The sequence below is a fragment of the Nonomuraea rosea genome (assembly GCF_039539705.1).
Taxonomy (GTDB): Bacteria; Actinomycetota; Actinomycetes; order Streptosporangiales; family Streptosporangiaceae; genus Nonomuraea; species Nonomuraea rosea.
The window spans coordinates 80,726-99,022 of the sequence record NZ_BAABDQ010000048.1; the positions used below are offsets into that span (position 1 = coordinate 80,726).

An 18,297-nucleotide genomic window follows, 5' to 3' on the forward strand; every position below is an offset into this window, starting at 1 on the left:
TGTCCGGGGTCAGCTCTGGTCCTGGGCCTGCTGCGCCTTGGCGAGGTCCTGGGTGGCCGCCCAGCTGGCGAGCATCTTCAGACCGTCAGCGGTGGGGCTGCCCGGGGCGGCGGTGTAGACGTTGAGGGTCAGGCCGGGCTCGGACGGCAGCTCCATCGATTCGAAGCTCAGGTCGAGCTGGCCGACCACGGGGTGCCGCAGCCGCTTCCGGCCGCTGCGGTGGAACTGCACGTCATGGGAGGCCCAGCGCTGCCGGAAGATCTCGCTGCGCGTGGACAGCTCGCCGATCAGCTCGATGAGCGCGCGGTCGTGCGGGGTGCGGCCGGCCTCCAGCCGGAGCATGGCGGCGGCGTCGTTGGCGATCCGGTCCCAGTCGACGAAGAACTCGCGCGCGGCCTCGTCGAGGTAGAGGAAGCGGGTGGTGTTGGCCGGGCGGCGCGGGTCGGCCAGGACGGGGGCGTACAGAGCGCGGGCCAGCCGGTTCATCGCGACGATGTCGTGGCGGCCGTTGCGCACCCAGGCCGGCGCGTCGGTGATGGCGTCCAGCACCTGCTGGACCGCCGGCCGCACCGTGGTGGGCGAGGTGCGACGGGCGCGCGACCCCGGCCCGGCGGCCCTGGCCAGGGCGAACAGGTGCTCACGCTCGGCCTCGTCCAGCTGCAGCGCGCGGGCCAGGGCGTCCAGCACGCTGTCGGAGGCGCCGGACAGGTTCCCGCGCTCCATGCGCACGTAGTAGTCGATGGAGACGCCGGCGAGCATCGCGACCTCTTCGCGCCGCAGTCCCTTGACGCGCCGGTTGCCGCCGTAGGCGGGCAACCCTGCCTGCTCCGGAGTGATGCGCGCCCGCCGCGAGCTGAGAAACTCGCGGACCTCGGCACGGTGGTCTATCTGGCCCATAACCCCAGGGTAAGCACAGTGACGGCGGTGAAGGGAGGTACGGCCAGTACCCCGAACGAGCGTCCCTCCCTCGCCCGCTCGGATCGTCGTTGACTGGACGCCATCGACCCCCGGCCCTTCGGATCCTGCGGGACCAGGAGCCGGCCGACCTTCGTCGAGAGCGTGAACTCCGCCCGTGGCTTGCTGCGCAGCAACTCGCCGATGCGGCGCTCGGAGTGCCCGATGCCGTAGTGCGGGGAGGTGTCGAAGTAGCGGATTCCCGTGTCCCAGGCGGCCGTCAGCGCCTGCGCCGCGGTGTCGTCGTCCAGCGGTTCGAAGAGGCCGCCCAGCGGCCCGCCCCCGAACCCCAGTTCGGTGACCTCCACCGGGCTGTGCCCGAGCCGATGAGTGCGCATGTGGCCTGTCTCCCTTGTGTACGGTTCCGGCTTCCGGTGTTGTTCATGCCGATTGGCGGTGGTCGGACAGGATGTCGGTGACGACGCGCCGGCAATGGGCAGCCGTTCTCTGATCGGAGCCGGAGGCGGAGTCGATGGTCCAGGTCAGCACCAGCAGGGACTTCCACAGCAGCCAGCCCCGGGCCCGCGCCCACATGCCGCGGTCGCCCCCGGCCGCCGCGCGGAAGGCCTCCCGGGCCTCGCCGGTGAACATCCCCCAGGCGATCACCAGGTCGCAGGCGGGGTCCCCGATCCCTGAGGTGCCGAAGTCGATCACGGCGCTGAGCCTGCCGTCGGCGACCAGCAGGTTCCCCTCGGCGATGCCGCCGTGGAACCACACCGGGTCACCCGCCCAGCCCGCGTCGAGGGCCGCCTGCCACACCTCGGCGGCCGGCCCGGTGTCGAGGTGACCCTCCAGCGCGGCCAGGCACCGGCGGGTCTCCTCGTCGTAATGGGTCAGCGAGGCCCCGCGGTAGAAGCTGTGCGCGCCCGCCGGCGGTCCGCCTGTGGCGTCGCATCGCCGCAACGCCAGGATGAACTCGGCCACCTGCACGGCGAATGACGGCATTTCGCCGATTCGCGACGGATGAGCGGTCTCTCCCTCCAGCCAGCCGCGCACCGACCAGGGATGGGGATAGCCCTCGCCGGACTCGCCGGTGGCCAGGATCGGCGGGACGGCGACCGGCAGGTGCGGTGCCAGCCGCGGCAGCCAGAGGCTCTCCTTCTCCACCGCGGGCACGTAGCCCTCGGCCGTCGGCAGACGGACCGTCATGCTCTCGCCCAGCCGGTAGGTGCGGTTGTCGTGGCCGTCCTCGGGCACCGGGGCGATCGGAAGGTCGTCCCACTGGGGGAACTGGGCCGCGATCAGCCGGCGTACCAGGTCCGCGGTGATGCCCGCGCGCCCGTCGGGAGGAGCGGAGATGACAGGTGCGCTCACTTGCTGCATGGGGGATCCCGTTTCTGTGCGAGAAGGTCGGACGAACGAGTACGGGTGCCGATGTGATGCGGACGGAGGCGCCGTCAGAAGGCGGGGAAGGCCCAGCCCGAGGGGTGGAAGGGCGCGCGTTCGCCGCGGAAGGCGAGTGAGGCGGTGCTCACCGCGCCGGGGCGTAGTTCCTCGATCCGGCCCGCCGCCGCCAGGGAGGACAGGGTGGTGCCGCCCAGGTAGGCCGCGCCCAGTTCGGCGGAGGTCAGCCGCAGGGCGGGGTGGGCTTGGGTGCGTTCGCAGGTGACGGAGTCGCCGTGGGCCTGCAGGTGGTAGCGGCCCGCGTTCCAGGGGCAGAACGGGTCCTGGACCTCCAGGACCAGGTCCAGCGGGGTGGCGTAGCGGCGGGCGGCCAGTGCGCGGCCGACGTCCGCCAGGCGGACCCAGAGGTTGTCGATGAGGGTGGTGCGGGCCGCGCGGGGGTTGGTCAGCAGGTGCGTCAGGGGTTCGTCGACGGCGCCGTCGTAGGTGAGGGCGGCGTGCGCGTCGAGGTCGATGAGGTAGCGCCACAGGGCGGCGTAGGACTGTCTGGTGGTGGAGGCGACCTCGATGACCTGCACCAGTCCCGGCTTGGACCGGTAGAGGGCGTAGCCGGTGGCCTCGCCGCCCTGCTCCAGGTGGACGGCGAAGCGTAGTGCCGTCCCGCCGTCGCGTACCCGCTCGCCGTCGGCCAGCCGGGCCTGCCAGAACGTCTCCGTGCGGTCGAGCCAGCCGACCCCGCCACGTCGGGCGATGTCGTAGACCTTCTCCAGCAACGGGCGGGCCTCCTGGTGGTCGAGCAGGCGGATCGTTCCGTCGCCGAGGTCGGTGCCGGGCCGCAGGGCCAGGAGTTTCTTGTCGGCGTGGATCTCGGCGATGTGGCTGGCGATGCCGTAGCCGAAGCGGCCGTAGATCGTGGCTTCGGCGGCGTTGAGCGCGGCGATCGGTTCGCCGCCTGATTCGTGCAGGTCGGTGAGTTGTTTGCGCATCATCGCGGTGAGGATGCCGCGGCGGCGGTGAGTGGGCAGGACCGCGACGAGCGTGATGCCGGCGACGGGTATGGCGGCGCCGGGGATGGTCATGACGCGGCCGTAGATCGACGCGCCGCCGACGATCTGCGTGCCGTCGTAGGCGGCGATGGTGCGTTGGGGTTGGAGGGAGGAGGCGGCGTTGCGCAGGCCGCCTTCGTGCCAGTCCTGGCCGTAGGTCGTGGTGACCATGTGAGCCCACGCGTCGAACTCGTGGGCGGTGATGGTCCGCAGCGGGTGGGTGGCTGTCATGTTTCGAGCGTGGCCGGGTAAACAGGCGCGGCGCATCGGGTGATGTGTGTATTTATATGCTGGTGCCGTGGTGGCGGAGCGCGTGGTCAGCCCGGTGTTCGTCGGCCGGGGCGAGGAGCTGGCGGCCCTGGACACGGCAGTCGAGCAGGGCGCTGCCGTTGCCGTTCAGGACGTGGCCGCGTTTCTGCCCGAGCTCCATGACTTGCTGGACACCATTCCGCGAGACTTGGCACAGTTCATGGAAATCGCCGAGGCTCAACCTCCCCGGGTCTGATGAGGCCTGAGCTGGCCCGGCTGCCTCATGATCGGCGAGACGGCCTCAGCTCCGGGCGTCTGCCGCGGTTACCGCGAACGTCGCTGGTTGTCAGTGAGTGATTGCCGCAGTCCCGCGGTGGGTCTTCGCGGCACAGACTCGATCAGGTGGAGTTGGGCATACGCGTCAGGTCGAACAGGTGCAGGCCCTGTTGGCTGGTCACAGCCAGGCTTCGTGTGTCCGGCAGCCAGCAGCAGTCCGTGGGCGTCGTGTAGAGCCGAATCGTTGTCTCAACCTCGCCGCTGGCGGCAGCCCAGATGCGTACCGTCTGATCGCCGATCGAAGCCAGACGAGAGCCATCAGGTGACCACCGGCAGGCCTTCGCGAAGTCGGTGTGGCCGCGCAGCACGTACCGTGTCTCGCCGGTCGCCGCCGCCCAGACGCGGACATCAAATCCCTGTTCGCTAGCAAGCAGAGACCCATCGGGAGAGACATCGAGGAGGCGGCCGGCGCTGTCGGCCTTCCGGCTTGTTCCGTTGGACAGATCGTGGATGACCGTGCCGCCCACGCCGCTGTATCCCAGCCAGCTCGCGTCAGCGGCCACGACGCAGCGCAGCATCCGCCCGTCGATGGCAGGGTGCTCGAGGATGTCCCGGGTCTGCCCAGTGGCCACGTCCAGAAGGCGTACCGTCCCGTCTTCGCAGGCCGTGGCGAGCCAGGTGCCGTCGGGCGCCACGGCGAGGTCCACGACGTAGTTCTTGTACGCGCTGCTCAGTACCTCCCCCTGGCGGACCGGGCATTCGATGCGATGCCGCAGTCGGCCGGTGTTCATGTCCCAGATCAGCACGTTGTCGACATCGGCGGTCGCCAGCCAGGTGCCATCAGGTGCCGCGATGCACGAGTCGTACCGGCCGGAACCGAATTCCCGGTGCCGTTGACCGGTGGTGACGTCCCAGATCGCGATGCCGCCCTGCCCGGACCACACCCCGTTGCCGTCGGTCGTCGCAAGCCAGGAACCATCCGGTGCCGTCGCGCAGGATGACAATGGCGCTCGGCGTGGATCGCGCCGCTGATCGGCGACGCCGATGCTCAGGTCCCAGAGCCAGATGGTGCCGTCCCGGCAGCCGGTGGCCAGTCTCGCGCTGTCCGGCGAGACGGCGTACGACGTCACCAGCGAGCTGTGCTCACCGAGCGGGATGGGGGCGGACCGGGTGCCGGTGGTGTCGAGGAGTACTGTCCGGTTCTCCTCTGGTGTGGCGGCGATCCAGGAACCGTCTGGAGTGACCGCATGCACCGGTCCCAGCCGGCATGCGAAGGTTGCGCGAACCTCACCGGTGACGGTGTCCCAGACTCGGGTACGGCTCGGGTAGGAGCCGATCTCGGCGGCCAGCCAAGAGGCATCCGGCGCCGACACCACCTTCCCGATGTGATCGCCGCCGACATTGAATTCACGCCGGACCTGCCCCCTGGGCATCTCACGGAGCCGCAGCCGCCCGTCGTCCGCAGTGACGATCCAGCCGGAGGCCGACGACGTCGTTGCCCGCGTCGCGGTGCCGGGATGCCAGGGGAACGTGTCGAGATGCTGCCCGTCGGGCATTCGATACAGCGCGATGCGCCCTGGCGAGCCGGTAGTGGTCGGCTGTGTGGGATAGCCGATGGCCAGCCAGGCGCCGTCTGGGGCCGCCGCCACCAGCCGCCCCTCGAACATTCCGCGTAGCTCGCCCGAGACCGTGTCCCAGATCCACACCGCACCAGCCGCGCACGTGGCCAACCATTCACCGGACGAGGGCAGGACACCGTCATCTATCCGATTCGGCCAGCCGGCGCCGTGATCAAAGGTCGGCCCAGGCCGCCACGTCCGAGGGTCCCAGAGTCGTACGGTGTGCTGCTGCGAGGATTGGACTGCGCCGCTGATCGACATCAGCCAGCTACCCGTCGGTGACCAGATGCACCGCTCAGCATCGCCTTCTCGACCATCAAGGATCCGGATCAGGGCCGGCGCGGGCTGATCTGGCATTGCCCACCTGCTTGTCAAGCCGATGCCGGGCTGCGTCGCACGGCAGGAGTCCACCATCGACGCCAGCTCTGGCGCTCCGGTCAATCGGAGCACAAGAGCATCGCTCAGCTCCTTCTTGGACTCGGCGCGAGCGAGTAGGTGCGCTGCCCGGGCCAGAGCGCGGAGCAGCGCACCGGCCATTGGACCGCCCGTACGGGCCAAGTCTTCCTCGACGGCCGGCAGGCCGAACCGCCAGAGCTTCGCTGCCACGTCGGCGAGCGCGTAGGGATCGGAGAGCGACACGGACCTTCCCGAATGTCGTTGTCGTGGTCCAGCAGTGTCCGAACCCCTGGACACCGCGTCGATCATCACCGCAGGCAGATGGCGCAGCCGCCAACGTACCCGCCGGAGCCAGCGCGGCGGCTCCCGTGGCGGCCAGGACGAAGCTGTCGATCTTGCGGGCTGGTTGCCGACTTGGCGGGCGCGCTGGGCATCGACCAGGCCCTGGAGCTTGGCGGGCTGGGCGGCGAGGTCGGCCGAGTCGGTGTTCGGGCCCAGCCGTGTGCGCGCCGGGGGCTTCGGCGGCCCTCACTGCGGCCGAACGGCGATCGATTCGGCGGAGAGCGTGACCTCGACGGTGATGTGTGGATTGTCCGGCTGCGGGAGCTGAAGCCCGCGCTTGAACTCCTCCGCATCGTCCGGCATCACCTTCGGCTGAACCGTGACCTTGACTTGGCCGGTTTCGTCATCCGGGTGCGCCGTCATCGTGGCCACCTCAGGACGGGTTCGGAGCCAGGAGACGACGGTGTCCTGGGCCCGCCGGAGCTCAGCGGCCGAGAATCCCTTGCCGCCGATCAGGATGACCTCCATGGGGAGAGTCCTGGCCAGCTCGATCGCGCGAGCCGGGATGGGACCCTTGAAGCCGACGCGCAGCCCCCGCTGGTCGTCGACGTATCTGACGCCGGAGATCTCGTCGGGGAACTCCGCATTGAGTTTGTCGATCACCTGGCTGTTGGACGACTGTGAGCCGAAGCGGTCGATGGCCTCCTCGTAGGAGATGCCCTCCGATTTGGCGATGGTCCTGAGGTCGACCAGTTCGGCGTAGGGAATGCCGTCGATCGCCACGTCCGGTTCGGTCGCCGCAGGGTCGTAACCCTCGAAGTCCGTCGGCTTGGGCGACGAGGTAGCGGCCAGCCGGGTCGCGTACCGCTGGACGACCTCCTCCAAGGGCCGGCCCGACGCCGCCGCCTCTCGCTTGAGCCGTTCCAGGGTGGGCCGATGCGCGCTGGGCTGATCGGCCCGCGGCAACACGATCGTCTCGGTCCCGGCCACAGTGGGTACCGGACCAGCGCCGGACTGACCGCAGGCGCACAACGACGCGAGCACCGCGATGACGGTCAAACGCGATCTCTTCATACCCGATGGACGCGCCACCGGCCTGGAGGGTTCAACCAGGCACCCCCATCCTGTACGGCAAAGCCCGTTCACCGGAGTGCGGACCTTGCGCGTCCAGATGTTGAGCGGGCCGAAAGGTACGGCCTCGATCTGGATGGTCCCGCCTGGCACGAGGCCCTGCGCGCGGTCCCCGCCGACCGGCACGCCCGTGACCGTGAACTACGCCCGCGTGCCGCACGGCGAGATGCGCGGCATCCCGGGCAACATCGACGTCGCCGTCTTCCACCCCTACGTCTACGGCGTGCTGGACGAGCTCCGATGCCGGCGCGGCGATGATCTCTCGTGCGGGCACCCGTGTTGGGCATACGCCGTTCGCACCGCAGGTGCGAACGGTGGACGCACCGCTCGCACCGCAGTCCAGTCTCGTTACTCGTAGACCTCGCTCCGGTTGTTGACGATCTCGTCCAGCAGGGCGGTGGTGTCGGAGTACCGGCCTGCCGTTGTGCTGTTGAGCGGCTCGGTGAGGGTCGCGAAGGCGTACCTCACCGCTTCACCGACCATGTGCGCCCCGAGTCGGCGAGACAGCTCGGAGTCGATGCGAGTGGCGGCGTTGATCTGCCGCGCGGCCAGGTCGAGCAGCGTCGCCAGGAGCTGGAACCGCACCGGTCCCGGTTGCGGGCCACCCGCGTTCAGTACGGCTTCCGCCTCGGAGTTCTCCAGCTCCCCGCCGGCGGAGCCGTCGAACCGCTGATCGGTGGCTTGGACCCGGGCCAGCAACTCCCAGGTGCGCGCCTGCGAGCGAGTCTTCCAGTAGCCGTGTGAGCGCGGATCACGCGTCGGCGTGACCTCGGTGACCGTGGTGCTCGCGGAGGCCGTGACCGGGGGGAAGGTGCAGCCCTTGGCGTTGCCGTACACCACGGAGGCCCTGTCGGTCAGCCGCGCGCCGGCCGTGTGCAGCAGGCTGGGTCTCGCCGTGAACTGCACGGCCAGCTCCTTGCCGCCGGCCAAGGCCTCCTGCGACCAGGTAAGGGTGGTTGTCCCGTCCGCGTTGCGCGTGGCCTTGCTCGGTTCGGGGCCGGATCCCCGGTCCAGGGTCTGGCTGTAGTACACCTCGGCAGGCAGCGTGTCGGTGAGGACCACCCCGGTGGCGGTGCCGCTGCCGACGTTGGCGACCTGGAGGTCGATCTTCATCTCCGCACCGGCGTTCACCGTGGCGAACGTGGTCTTCTCCAGGGTGAACCGGGGCGCGTGGACCTTGGTCGTGGCCTGAGCTGTGTTGTTGTAGGTGAGAGTGTCACCGGGTTCGGAGTCCGCCTTGTCCACGCTCTTGGCGACCTTGACGTCGGGGTCATAGCGGTTGAAGAAGGCCATCTCCTGGTGGATCACGGTGCTGAAGTCGAGCTCTCTGTCGGCGGAGCCGCCCGCTCCGATGCAGGCCGGTGCACCGGCCGGGTAGGAACTGCAGGCCCAGCCCCTGGCGTCCGGAGATCCGGGCCCCCTGAACTTGATCGCCGCCCAGTCGTCGTGATCCTGCAGGGTGGTCAGCCCGTTCCTGTCGTTGAGGTTCTGGGAGATCCCCGCGGTATCGAAGAGGGGAGCGTTGGTGCCTGGGGTGGTGCTGTCGTTCCAGTTGAGCGGCCCGTTGCCGCGCCCGGATCTGAGGAGCCGCGGCCCGGTGGGTGCCCGGCGGTTGTCGGTCCACCAGAAGGTGAAGTCGGCGCCGTCGGAGATCCCGTTGTTCTCCAGCAGGCTGCCCTCGGCCAACTGGGGCAGCTTTCCGTCCGAGAAGCCCAGCCGTACAGCACCTTTCTGCCACTCGCGCATGTGGTCGACCAGCAGCGGCGGCGGGCTGTTGGGATGCCTGTCTGGAAGAAGTAGTTCATGACGCTGAGGTAGTTGGGCTTGTGGAGCTCATTGGTGTTGCCGCCATGGCGCAGGCCCAGGGCGCGCCCGAGCTCGTGCAGGAGAGTGCCCGCCTGGTCCACCTCGGTCCCGACCCTGGCGTCGGCGTCCCCCGTGCCGGGGGTGAGCACCTGAAGATCCGTCGGGTGCCCGCTGGTCGAATCGCAGCGGCCATTGTTCCCGACGAGGATCTGGTCGCCGTTGATGACGTCGTCGCCTGAGCGGGTGGTCTGGAGCGTGGCGTCCCCTCGGTAGTCGAGACCGAAGTCCGCGACGCAGATGAGCCTCCACGTGCCGAGGGTGACGAGGACGCGATGTGGATCGTCCAGGGAAGCACGCCGGGCCTTGGGGCGTCCTGATCAGCTTCAATATCGAATTCCTAATCCATGGACGATATATATCAATATTGGACGCAGAAGATCGGTTCTGGTCTGCTATGCGGGCATCGACGTCCATCAGGGTCGTGATCGCGTCCAAGTCTCTGGCCCGTGAAAGCAGGTGTTCGCCCATGTCCTTTGGGCCGTCCAGCCCGTCCCGCCGTGCGTTGCTCGCCGCCGCGGCCCTCCTGCCGCTGGCGGGACGCGAGGCAGAAGCCTCGGCCGCCGCCCCCAAGAGCGCACAGTCCTACTACGACCGCGCGGCCAAGTTGGCCGGCGACGACCCGGTCCTGCGGGCGCTCGTCAAAGCGCTCACGCCGGGCCTCGGGATGCCGACCGTGAAGCCCCTCGCGCCGATGAAGACCTTCGACGACGTCGCGGTGCTGGGCACCAGCTTCGTGCAGGCCACGGCCCTGCTCACCTCTCAGGGCATCATTCTCATTGACGCGCTGGGATCGCCGGACGACGCCGAGAAGATCATCGTCCCTGGGCTGCGTTCCGTGGGAGCGGATCCGTCGAAGATCAAGTACGTGGTGGTCGCCCACGGCCACAGTGATCATTTCGGTGGCGCCCAGTTCCTCGCCGACCAGTACGGCGCCCGAGTCATGATGAGCCGAGCCGACTGGAACCTCCTCGCCACCGAACGCCCGGCCAATGCGCCCAAGCGCGACCTGGAGATCTCCGAGGGACACAGGCTCACCCTCGGCGACACCACAGTCGCGTTCCACCACACGCCCGGGCACACGCCCGGCACCGTCTCGCCGATCTTCCCGGTGCGCTGGAAGGGGGTACGGCACACCGCGATGCTGTGGGGCGGGACCGCCCCGCCCGCCGCGACCACGGACAAGCGCACCACTCTCTCCTCCGTGCTCGCCTTCGCCTCCAAGATGAGGCAGGCAGGGGTGGACGTCGAGCTGAACAATCACGGGGGCGTCGACAACGGCCTGGCGCGCATAGAGGAGTTGCGCGCCGGGTCCGCGGGAGCGGGGAATCCGTTCGTCATCGGCCGTTCCAGGACGCAGCGCTTCATGAAGGTCATGGCGACCATGCTGCGCGGCCGCATCGTCCAAGACCAAGAGGCGAACGGCGGCACGTCTTCAGCCGCCGCGGCCGCCTTCCCCGGACGATCGACCCACGTCTGCTGCTGATGGCAGCGCCGACATCGCAGGCTCGGCCACGGTACGGGTCACCGGCGGGATCATCCCAAAGGTCCGCTACGTCACCGTCCAGCCTGAGGCGGTGGCGTACCAGGTCGGCGACACCATCGACCTGACCGGCAAGAACCGGTGGATCGCCGACACCACCGACCCCGCCAAGGAGCAGCGCACCCTCCAGGCCACCGCGGACGACGTCGTCGAGGCCGTCAACGACGACCAGTCGTTCGCCGATCTCCAGCGCGCCCGCGTCCGCTACGCCAGCAGCGACACCGGCGTGGCCGTCGTGGATCGCAAGGGCAAGGTGACGGTGGCCGGCGCGGGCGTCAGCACGATCACCGCCACCGTGGACGGCGTCACCGGCTCGGCCGTCATCACCGCCGAGTACCCCTTCACCCTCACCGGGCCGCAGACCGTCGAACCCGGCTCCACCGCCACCGCCACCACCTCGTTCACCGACTCGGGAACCGGCGCGCTGAACGACGTCACCCTGACGCTCGCCACCCCGGACGGCTGGACCGCGCGACCCGTCTCCCCCGCTTCCTTCCCGATGGTGGCGGGCGGCCAGAAGGTGACGACCACCTGGTCCATCACGGTCCCGGCCGACGCCGCCCGCGGCGGTTAGGTGAGACGCTGCCGGGGGTCGCACCGGGGCCGGCCGGGATCGCCGGTGGTGGCGCAGGCGGTCCAGGCCGCGCGGATGCGGGCCAGGTGGAGGGGCGGTGTGGCAAACAGGCGCGTTCACCATCCTGGCCCCCACCGGCAGCGTCGGCTTCCGTCCGTCGTCACGACGACCTCGCGCCCGAAGTGCGGGCGGTGGCCGACCGGACGCTCAAGACCCTGGCCGGCGTCGGTGTCGAACTCGTCGATGTCGTGATCGACAAAGACCTCGAACGGGCGTGTGCTACGAGACCCCGCCGTGCCTGCGGGCGCGCACGGCGGGCGTCAACGGCCGCCCATCCGACGCGTCCTTCGCCGACCTGATCCCGCTCTGCTCGGCAAGGGCGGCACGCTTGAGCCTCAACGGCAGGGCCGGCCAGCCGTAGCACCAGCGACATGTATGTCTGCGGCATGACCAGTCGGCGACCAGTCCCCCGCTCCCTTGATGATCTGCATGGCAGCGACCTTACCGCCACCTCGATTCCAGGCCGAGCACGGCCTCCAGAGTGTTCGAGGCTCAGCGCCCACTGCGCCGCCATGTCGTCGGCATGTTGTCCGTGACCGGTGGTGGACCATCTGGCACGCGTGGATGATCCACGACGCCTAGGCAGGGCTGCGTGCTCTTGATCCGGGTCGGAGCAGCCGGTGGGTCATGCGCTGTGCGCGGCCCGAGGAAGCAGCAGCATCAGTGCGGCGGCCAGCAGGTAGAGCACGATCCCGACCGGCAGGACGGCCGTGAACGCGTCGCTGAACCCCTGCAGCCGGGCGACATCGCCGGCGTGGCTGTCCGAAGCGGTGAAGAAGAGGGTCCCCAAGGCGGCGACGCCGGCGGCGCCGCCGATCTGGTTCACCGTCGAGAGCACGCCACCGGCCGCGCCGGCGTCCTTGCCCGGGATGCCGGCCAGGACGACATTGACCAGGATCGGCGCTGCCAGTCCCAGCCCGAGACCGCCGATGAACAGTGCCGGCGCGAGCATCCAGTACCCGGGGTTCTGACCGTCACGGACGATGAACCACAACAGCGCCTGCGACGCGGCCAAGGCCAACGATCCGCTGACCAGCAGCGACCGGCCCGCCTTGGCGGCCATGGCGACGCCAAGGCCAGAGGTGAGGATGGACCCGATCGCGTAGGGAAGGATCACCAGACCGGTCTGCCAGGCGGTGCGTCCGGTACCGGCCTGCAGGTAGATCGACAGCGTCAGGAAGAACGCGCCGATGGCACCGAAGAAGAACACCGAGGCCAGCAGTCCCGCGCCGAAGCTGCGCACCCGCAGCAGCGCCGGGTCGAGCACGGGCTGCCCACCGCGCCGCGCAACCGAACGCTCATAGGCCAGGAACCCGCCCAGCAACAGCACCCCGGCTGCCATCAACGCGAAACCCCACCACGGCCAGCCCCAATCGCGCCCCTGGACCAAGGGCAGGAGCACCAGAACCACACCCAGCGTCAGCAGTACCGCTCCGACAACATCCGGCACCGCCCGGTGCCGGCTCGTGGATTCCGGCAGGACGCGGGACCCGAGCACGAGCGCGACGGCCGCGATCGGCACGTTCACCCAGAAGATGGTCCGCCAGCCCAGCCCGAACAGGTCCGCGTCAACCAAGAACCCGCCCATCAGGGGCCCGGCCACCGCGGCCAGGCCTTGGACGGCCCCGTACGCACCGAACGCCTTGGCCATCCCCGCAGGGGGGAACGAGGAACGGATGATCCCGAACACCTGCGGGACCATCAGGCCACCGGCCAGGCCCTGCAGGACACGCGTGCCGATCAACATCGACGGGCCTGTCGCCAGGGCACACGCCGCGGACGCGACGGCGAAGGCCGCCAGGCTGGCCAGGAACATCCGGCGGCGTCCGTAGTCGTCACCGATCCTGCCGCCGATGATCAGACCCGAACCCAGCGCGAGGACGTACCCGGCCAGCATCCATTGCAGCTGGGCCTCGCTCGCGTGGAGCTCGGCCGCGATCGCCGGTGCGGCGACCGTGACGATCGTGGCGTCCAGGAGGTCCATGAACGAGGCGAACAGCACCACGAGCAGGGCGATCCCGGCGGCCCTGCCGACCAGCGCACCTGGCCGGGGATCCCCGTGAGAGGCAGTGGGGGAAGCAGTGTTTGAGCTCATGCGCCACACCGTGACAGTGGTAGCGGACACCGAATGACCGCTACTTGGCCGACAATGAATCCATGGCCGCAACGTCCTCGCGCCTGCTCAGGCTGCTATCCCTGCTCGGGGCCCGCCCGACCTGGTCCGGTCGGGAGCTGGCCGACAGGCTCGGTATCAGCACCCGCACCTTGCGCCGTGACGTGGAAAGCCTGCGCGACCTGGGTTACCCGGTCCAGGCCCTCAAGGGCCCTGACGGCGGCTACCTGCTCGGCGCCGGCGGCCGGCTCCCTCCGCTGCTGCTCGACGACGAGCAGGCCGTCGCCGTCGCCGTCGCCCTCCAGACCACGCCGACCAGCGTGGCCGGCATCGACGACGCCGTCGCCCGCGCCCTGACCAGCATCAAACAAGTCATGCCCGCCCACCTTCGCGCCGAGGTCGACGCGATGCACCTGACCGCCATCCGCAACTCCTGGGAGTTCCCCGCGCCACCCATCGCCTCAAGCACCCTCAAGGCCGTCGGCTACGCCGTCCGCAACGGGCATCTGCTGCGCTTCGACTACCTCGCCCCCGACAGCCGCCGCCCCCACCCGAACGATCCCGACTTCACACCGCCGCTACGGGTCGAGCCCCACCACCTCGTCATGTGGGCCGGGCGCTGGTACCTCGTCGCCTACACCCCGGCCACCGAGGCCTGGGGCATCTATCGCGTAGATCGCATCCACGCCCACGCACCCACCGGGACCCCGTTCCGACGCCGCGAACTTTCCGAACCCAGCGTGGCCCAGTATGTGATGACCAGCCACGACAGGGGAGACACCCCAGCCCAATGGCCATGCCTCGGCACCGTCCTGATGGAGCTGCCCCCTGATGTCGTCGCCCGATGGGCCCCCGGCGGCTCCGTCATCGAGTACGTCACCCCCACACAGACCCGCATCACCCTCGGCGCATGGTCCTGGGCCGGGATCGCCGGCCTGCTCGCCACCTTCGACGCCGACATCACCATCGTCGGACCAGACGAGCTGAAGGACGCCTGCCGCGTCATCGCCCGGCGCTACCAGCACGCCAGCGAGTAGACGCTTCGCCGACGCCCCTTCTGCTTGTGGTCAGGCAGTCCTCCTTGCGGTGGTCGTATCCGCCCTTGAGGCTCTCGTACATCGCGTTGGTGGCCTGTGGAGAGGTGTTTCCCTCTCCTCCGCAGACGCGGATCGGAGGATCAGTCCGTCGCCGCCGGAGCGTCGCGGAGGGGGCGGCGTGGTGCGCGCAGTCCCAGGATGCGCCGGCCGGCTTCGACGAGATGCCTACGCAGGGCGTCGTCATCGTGCGGACCCAATGCCGGGCCGGCGGCGGAGGCGATGCCGGCCAGCGCCATGGCGGCGTTGACGCGTCCGGCCGGGCCTGGGGTGACGTCGGCGAGGAGGGCGAGCTGGCGGGCGATCAGGTCGCTCGTCTCGGGCTGGGCGCACAGGAGCTCGATCGCTCCGGCATCGTTGGCCAGGACGGCGACCACGGCTCGATGCTCGACGGCGACGGTGGCATAGCCGGTGAGCATGTGCTCGGCCCGGGCGTGGGACGTGCGTTTCGTCTCGGCGGTGTCGATGACGACCCGCAGGTGGCGCAGCACCGGTTCGACCACGGCGGTGAGCAGCTCCTCGCGGGTGCGGAAGTGGTGATAGACGGCCGCCTTCGTGATCCCCAGCTCGTCGGCGATCATCTGCAATGACGTGCCCGCGAAACTACGCCGGGTGAACAGGCGAACCGCGACGTCGATGAGGCGCTGCCGGGTATCGGGCGCACTGGGCGTCCTTTGAGCGGCTTTGACAGCCACATCTGCTCCTTCCTGCAGCGTCGAACCCCTTCAGGCTCCCCGATCCTAGCTTGCCGATCGGCAAGCGCCAAACTTGCCGATCGGCAAGTGACTTATGCCACAAAGCCTAGTTCAACCGCTTGCCGATCGGCTAGGAATGAGCTAGCCGATCGGCTAGGCGGTGTGTCCGCCGTTCGAGACCGATGTGAGGGAGACACATGGCCGACACACGGGCCGGCACCGCCGGCGACACGACATCACCGGTTTCCGGTTACCCGATGCCCAGGGACAACCGCTGCCCGTTCCACCCACCGGCGGGCGTACGGCGGCTGACCGCAGAAGAGCCCGTCTCCAAGGTGCGGATCTGGGACGGCAGCACGCCGTGGTTCATCACCCGCCACGCTGACCACCGGGCACTGCTCACCGATCCCCGCGGCAGCATCGACGAGAGCCGGCCTGGGTTTCCGCACATGACCCGGGGCCGGGCGGAGACGGCGAAGGCCACCCCGAAACTGATCACCAACACCGACGCGCCCGAGCACACCCGGCTGCGCCGGATGGTCAACCTGCCCTTCACCGTCAAGAAGGTCGAGGCCCTGCGGCCCGCCATCCAGAAGATCACCGACGACCAGATCGACGCCATGCTCGCCGGCCCCGACCCCGCCGACCTCGTCACCGCGCTGGGCCTGCCCGTGCCGACGCTGGTGATCAGCGAGCTGCTGGGCGTGCCGTACGCCGACCACGAGTTCTTCCACCACAACAGCACCGTCGCGCTGCGCCACGACTCCTCGGCGGAGCAGGCGGGGAACGCCGGCGGCGCACTGTTCGGCTACCTCGACGGCCTGATCGAGCAGAAGATGACGACCCCCGCCGACGACATGCTGTCGGAGCTGGCCGCCCGCGTCCAGGCCGGTGAGATGACCCGCGCCGAGGCCGCCACCATGGGAGTGGCCGTGCTGATCGCCGGCCACGAGACCAGCGCCAGCATGATCCCCCTCGGCACGCTCGCCCTGCTGCAGCACCCCGGCCAGCTCGCCGTGCTGCGCGACACCGAGGATCCGAAGGTCGTCGCCGCCGCGGTCGAAGAGCTCCTGCGCTACCTGACGATCGTGCACACCGGGGTGCGCCGGATCGCCACCGAAGACATCGAGGTCGGCGGCCAGGTCATCCGGGCGGGGGACGGCATCGTCTTCGACCTGTCGGCCGCCAACTGGGACGCCGGCATGTTCCCCGAGCCCGAACGGCTGGATCTGAGCCGGGCCGCCCGCCAGCACGTCGCGTTCGGGTACGGCCCCCACCAGTGCCTCGGCCAGTCGCTGGCGCGCGTGGAGCTTCAGGTCGTCTACAGCACGCTCTACCGCCGCGTGCCGACCCTCCGTCTGGCCGTCCCGTTCGAGGAGATCGAGTTCGCGTTCGAGGGCATCGCCTACGGCCTGCGTTCCCTGCCCGTCACCTGGTGACGGGCTCCCACCGGCAAGAGAGAAGAAATTCCATGCGTGTAGAGCTCGACGAACCCAAGTGCGTGGCCTCAGGCCAGTGCGTCCTGGCCGCCCCAGAGGTCTTCGACCAGCGAGAGGAGGACGGCGTCGCGATCCTGCTGGACGAGACTCCGGCCGCCGAGCTCCACGAGCAGGCGCGGGAGGCCGCGGCCATCTGCCCGGCGGCGGCGATCCGATGGGTGGCCACATGAGGCGGATCGTCGTGGTCGGCGCTTCGGCCGCCGGACTCGCCGCGGCCGAGACGCTGCGCCGGGACGGCTTCGACGGCCGGATCACCCTCCTCGGCGACGAACCCCACTCCCCCTACGACCGGCCGCCGTTGTCCAAGCAGCTGCTGGCCTCGCAGTGGGAGCCCGACCGGCTGACACTGCGCTCGCCCGGCGACCTGAGCGCACTCGGCCTCGACCTTCGCCTCGGCGTCAGCGCGACCGGTCTCGATCGCCACGCCCGTACGGTGCGACTGTCCGACGGCGCCCACGTGCCCTATGACGGGCTGATCGTGGCCACCGGGGTACGCCCGCGCCGCCTGCGGGGCCAGGGCGCCCACGTGCTACGCACCCTGGACGACGCCCTGGCCCTGCGCTCCCGGCTTGGCCCCGGGCGGCGGCTCGTCGTGGTCGGTGCCGGATTCCTCGGCGCGGAGAGCGCCGCCGTCGCCCGGGGCCTCGGCTGCCAGGTCACCTTGCTCGAACCCGCGCCGGTCCCGCTGGCCCATGCCCTCGGCGAGCCCGTCGGCCGGGTGCTGTCACAAGCCCACCTGGAGCACGGCGTCGATCTGCGTACCGGGGTCACGGTGACCGCCGTGACCGACGGCGGCGTACGGCTTGCCGACGGGGAGCTGGTGCGGGCCGACGAGGTCCTGGTCGCCATCGGCTCGGTGCCCAACACCGAGTGGCTGGAAGGCAGCGGCCTGACCCTGTCCGACGGTCTCGTCTGCGACGAATACAGCGCGGCCGCCCCGGACGTCTACGCCGCCGGAGACGTCGCCCGCTGGCACAACCCGCTGTTCGGCGTCTCGATGCGCGTCGAGCACCGCGCCAACGCCGCCGAACAGGGCATGGCCGCCGCTCGTAACCTCCTGCACCCCCAGGCCGGCAGACCGTTCGCTCCGGTGCCCTACTTCTGGTCCGACCAGTACGACATGAAGATCCAGGCCTACGGCCACCTGCGCGGCCACGACGCCATCGCGATCGTGGACGGCGACGTGGGCGAGCGCCGGTTCGTGGCCGCCTACCGCGCAGGCGACCGCCTGACCGGGGCGCTGTCGGTCGGCATGCCGCCGAAGACCGTTCGCCGCTGGCGACAGGCCATCGCGGCCGGCGCACGGTGGCACGACATGGCCGGCGACGCCCGAATTCCGGTACTCCCGTAGTGACTCCAGAAAGAGAGCCGCTCCATGAAGTCCGTTCAGACCGGCGCGCCCGCCTGGTCGACGTCATCGACTCCTCCCGTGAGGACGTGGCCTCGCGTCTGACCGAACTGCACGGCCAGGGCGCCAACGCGCTCGGCCAGCCCCGCCCCGGCACCGACGTCTACATCGTCACTTTCGGCGACCAGCACTGAACCATCGATTCGCCGTG

The 18,297-nt window shown here is 69.8% G+C and carries 18 protein-coding genes; 9 read left to right on the top strand and 9 right to left on the bottom strand.

Annotated elements, in window-relative coordinates; genetic code table 11:
- Nucleotides 1-9 precede the first annotated feature (9 nt).
- From ABEA43_RS57760 to ABEA43_RS57775, 4 genes are all read right to left on the bottom strand, one after another.
- On the bottom strand, nt 10-888 hold the full coding sequence (locus ABEA43_RS57760) for a helix-turn-helix transcriptional regulator (RefSeq protein ID WP_345576299.1): 879 nt from the start codon (nt 886-888) through the stop codon (nt 10-12).
- On the bottom strand, nt 885-1,292 hold the full coding sequence (locus ABEA43_RS57765) for an aldo/keto reductase (protein WP_345576231.1): 408 nt from the start codon (nt 1,290-1,292) through the stop codon (nt 885-887). Before ABEA43_RS57765 ends, ABEA43_RS57760 begins: the two co-directional genes overlap by 4 nt.
- 43 nt (nt 1,293-1,335) lie before the next feature.
- On the bottom strand, nt 1,336-2,268 hold the full coding sequence (locus ABEA43_RS57770) for an aminoglycoside phosphotransferase family protein (protein ID WP_345576233.1): 933 nt from the start codon (nt 2,266-2,268) through the stop codon (nt 1,336-1,338).
- Nucleotides 2,269-2,351: 83 nt separating this feature from the next.
- The gene (locus tag ABEA43_RS57775) at nt 2,352-3,575 is read right to left on the bottom strand and encodes a GNAT family N-acetyltransferase (protein ID WP_345576235.1); all 1,224 of its coding nucleotides are present in this window, start codon (nt 3,573-3,575) and stop codon (nt 2,352-2,354) included.
- 67 nt (nt 3,576-3,642) lie between these two features.
- Here ABEA43_RS57775 and ABEA43_RS57780 point away from each other — a divergent pair, with 67 nt between their 5' ends.
- Nucleotides 3,643-3,849, top strand: coding sequence for a hypothetical protein (locus ABEA43_RS57780; protein WP_345576237.1), 207 nt, complete (start codon nt 3,643-3,645; stop codon nt 3,847-3,849).
- Nucleotides 3,850-3,991: 142 nt separating this feature from the next.
- Here the strand turns inward: ABEA43_RS57780 and ABEA43_RS57785 are convergent, their stop codons facing one another.
- The 3 genes from ABEA43_RS57785 to ABEA43_RS57795 form a co-directional block, all read right to left on the bottom strand.
- Nucleotides 3,992-6,127 (bottom strand): WD40 repeat domain-containing protein, encoded by a 2,136-nt coding sequence (locus ABEA43_RS57785; protein ID WP_345576239.1) that lies wholly within the window; start codon nt 6,125-6,127, stop codon nt 3,992-3,994.
- A gap of 285 nt (nt 6,128-6,412) precedes the next feature.
- A complete protein-coding gene (locus ABEA43_RS57790) occupies nt 6,413-7,156 on the bottom strand; it encodes a hypothetical protein (protein ID WP_345576241.1) in 744 nt (247 codons plus the stop codon).
- A 489-nt stretch (nt 7,157-7,645) separates the two neighbouring features.
- Nucleotides 7,646-9,043: a hypothetical protein gene (locus tag ABEA43_RS57795; protein ID WP_345576243.1), complete on the bottom strand. Its 1,398-nt coding sequence runs from the start codon at nt 9,041-9,043 to the stop codon at nt 7,646-7,648.
- A gap of 104 nt (nt 9,044-9,147) precedes the next feature.
- Between ABEA43_RS57795 and ABEA43_RS57800 the strand changes: the two genes are divergently transcribed.
- The 3 genes from ABEA43_RS57800 (at nt 9,148) to ABEA43_RS57810 (ending at nt 11,277) form a co-directional block, all read left to right on the top strand.
- On the top strand, nt 9,148-9,342 hold the full coding sequence (locus tag ABEA43_RS57800; protein WP_345576245.1) for a hypothetical protein: 195 nt from the start codon (nt 9,148-9,150) through the stop codon (nt 9,340-9,342).
- Nucleotides 9,343-9,629: 287 nt separating this feature from the next.
- A complete protein-coding gene (locus ABEA43_RS57805; RefSeq protein ID WP_345576247.1) occupies nt 9,630-10,646 on the top strand; it encodes an MBL fold metallo-hydrolase in 1,017 nt (338 codons plus the stop codon).
- Between the two features lie 91 nt (nt 10,647-10,737).
- Nucleotides 10,738-11,277: an NEW3 domain-containing protein gene (locus ABEA43_RS57810; protein WP_345576249.1), complete on the top strand. Its 540-nt coding sequence runs from the start codon at nt 10,738-10,740 to the stop codon at nt 11,275-11,277.
- Nucleotides 11,278-11,962: 685 nt separating this feature from the next.
- Here ABEA43_RS57810 and ABEA43_RS57815 read toward each other — a convergent pair.
- A complete protein-coding gene (locus ABEA43_RS57815; RefSeq protein WP_345576251.1) occupies nt 11,963-13,342 on the bottom strand; it encodes an MFS transporter in 1,380 nt (459 codons plus the stop codon).
- Nucleotides 13,343-13,494: 152 nt separating this feature from the next.
- Between ABEA43_RS57815 and ABEA43_RS57820 the strand changes: the two genes are divergently transcribed.
- Complete coding sequence (locus tag ABEA43_RS57820) at nt 13,495-14,487, top strand: helix-turn-helix transcriptional regulator (protein WP_345576253.1); 993 nt, start codon at nt 13,495-13,497, stop codon at nt 14,485-14,487.
- A 140-nt stretch (nt 14,488-14,627) separates the two neighbouring features.
- Here ABEA43_RS57820 and ABEA43_RS57825 read toward each other — a convergent pair whose 3' ends face one another.
- A complete protein-coding gene (locus ABEA43_RS57825) occupies nt 14,628-15,239 on the bottom strand; it encodes a TetR/AcrR family transcriptional regulator (RefSeq protein WP_345576255.1) in 612 nt (203 codons plus the stop codon).
- A gap of 197 nt (nt 15,240-15,436) precedes the next feature.
- On the opposite strand from ABEA43_RS57825, the gene ABEA43_RS57830 reads away from it, so the two are divergent.
- Genes ABEA43_RS57830 through ABEA43_RS57845 form a run of 4 tightly spaced genes read left to right on the top strand, consistent with a single transcriptional unit; the run spans nt 15,437 to nt 18,280 of the window.
- Nucleotides 15,437-16,678, top strand: coding sequence for a cytochrome P450 (locus ABEA43_RS57830; protein WP_345576257.1), 1,242 nt, complete (start codon nt 15,437-15,439; stop codon nt 16,676-16,678).
- 32 nt (nt 16,679-16,710) lie between these two features.
- The gene (locus ABEA43_RS57835; protein WP_345576259.1) at nt 16,711-16,908 is read left to right on the top strand and encodes a ferredoxin; all 198 of its coding nucleotides are present in this window, start codon (nt 16,711-16,713) and stop codon (nt 16,906-16,908) included.
- Nucleotides 16,905-18,089 carry an NAD(P)/FAD-dependent oxidoreductase gene (locus ABEA43_RS57840; protein ID WP_345576261.1) on the top strand — a complete coding sequence of 395 codons (1,185 nt, stop codon included), beginning with the start codon at nt 16,905-16,907 and terminating at the stop codon, nt 18,087-18,089. Before ABEA43_RS57835 ends, ABEA43_RS57840 begins: the two co-directional genes overlap by 4 nt.
- Nucleotides 18,089-18,280 (top strand): hypothetical protein, encoded by a 192-nt coding sequence (locus ABEA43_RS57845; protein WP_345576263.1) that lies wholly within the window; start codon nt 18,089-18,091, stop codon nt 18,278-18,280. The genes ABEA43_RS57840 and ABEA43_RS57845 overlap by 1 nt, the downstream gene beginning before the upstream one ends.
- The last annotated feature ends 17 nt before the right edge of the window (nt 18,281-18,297 follow it).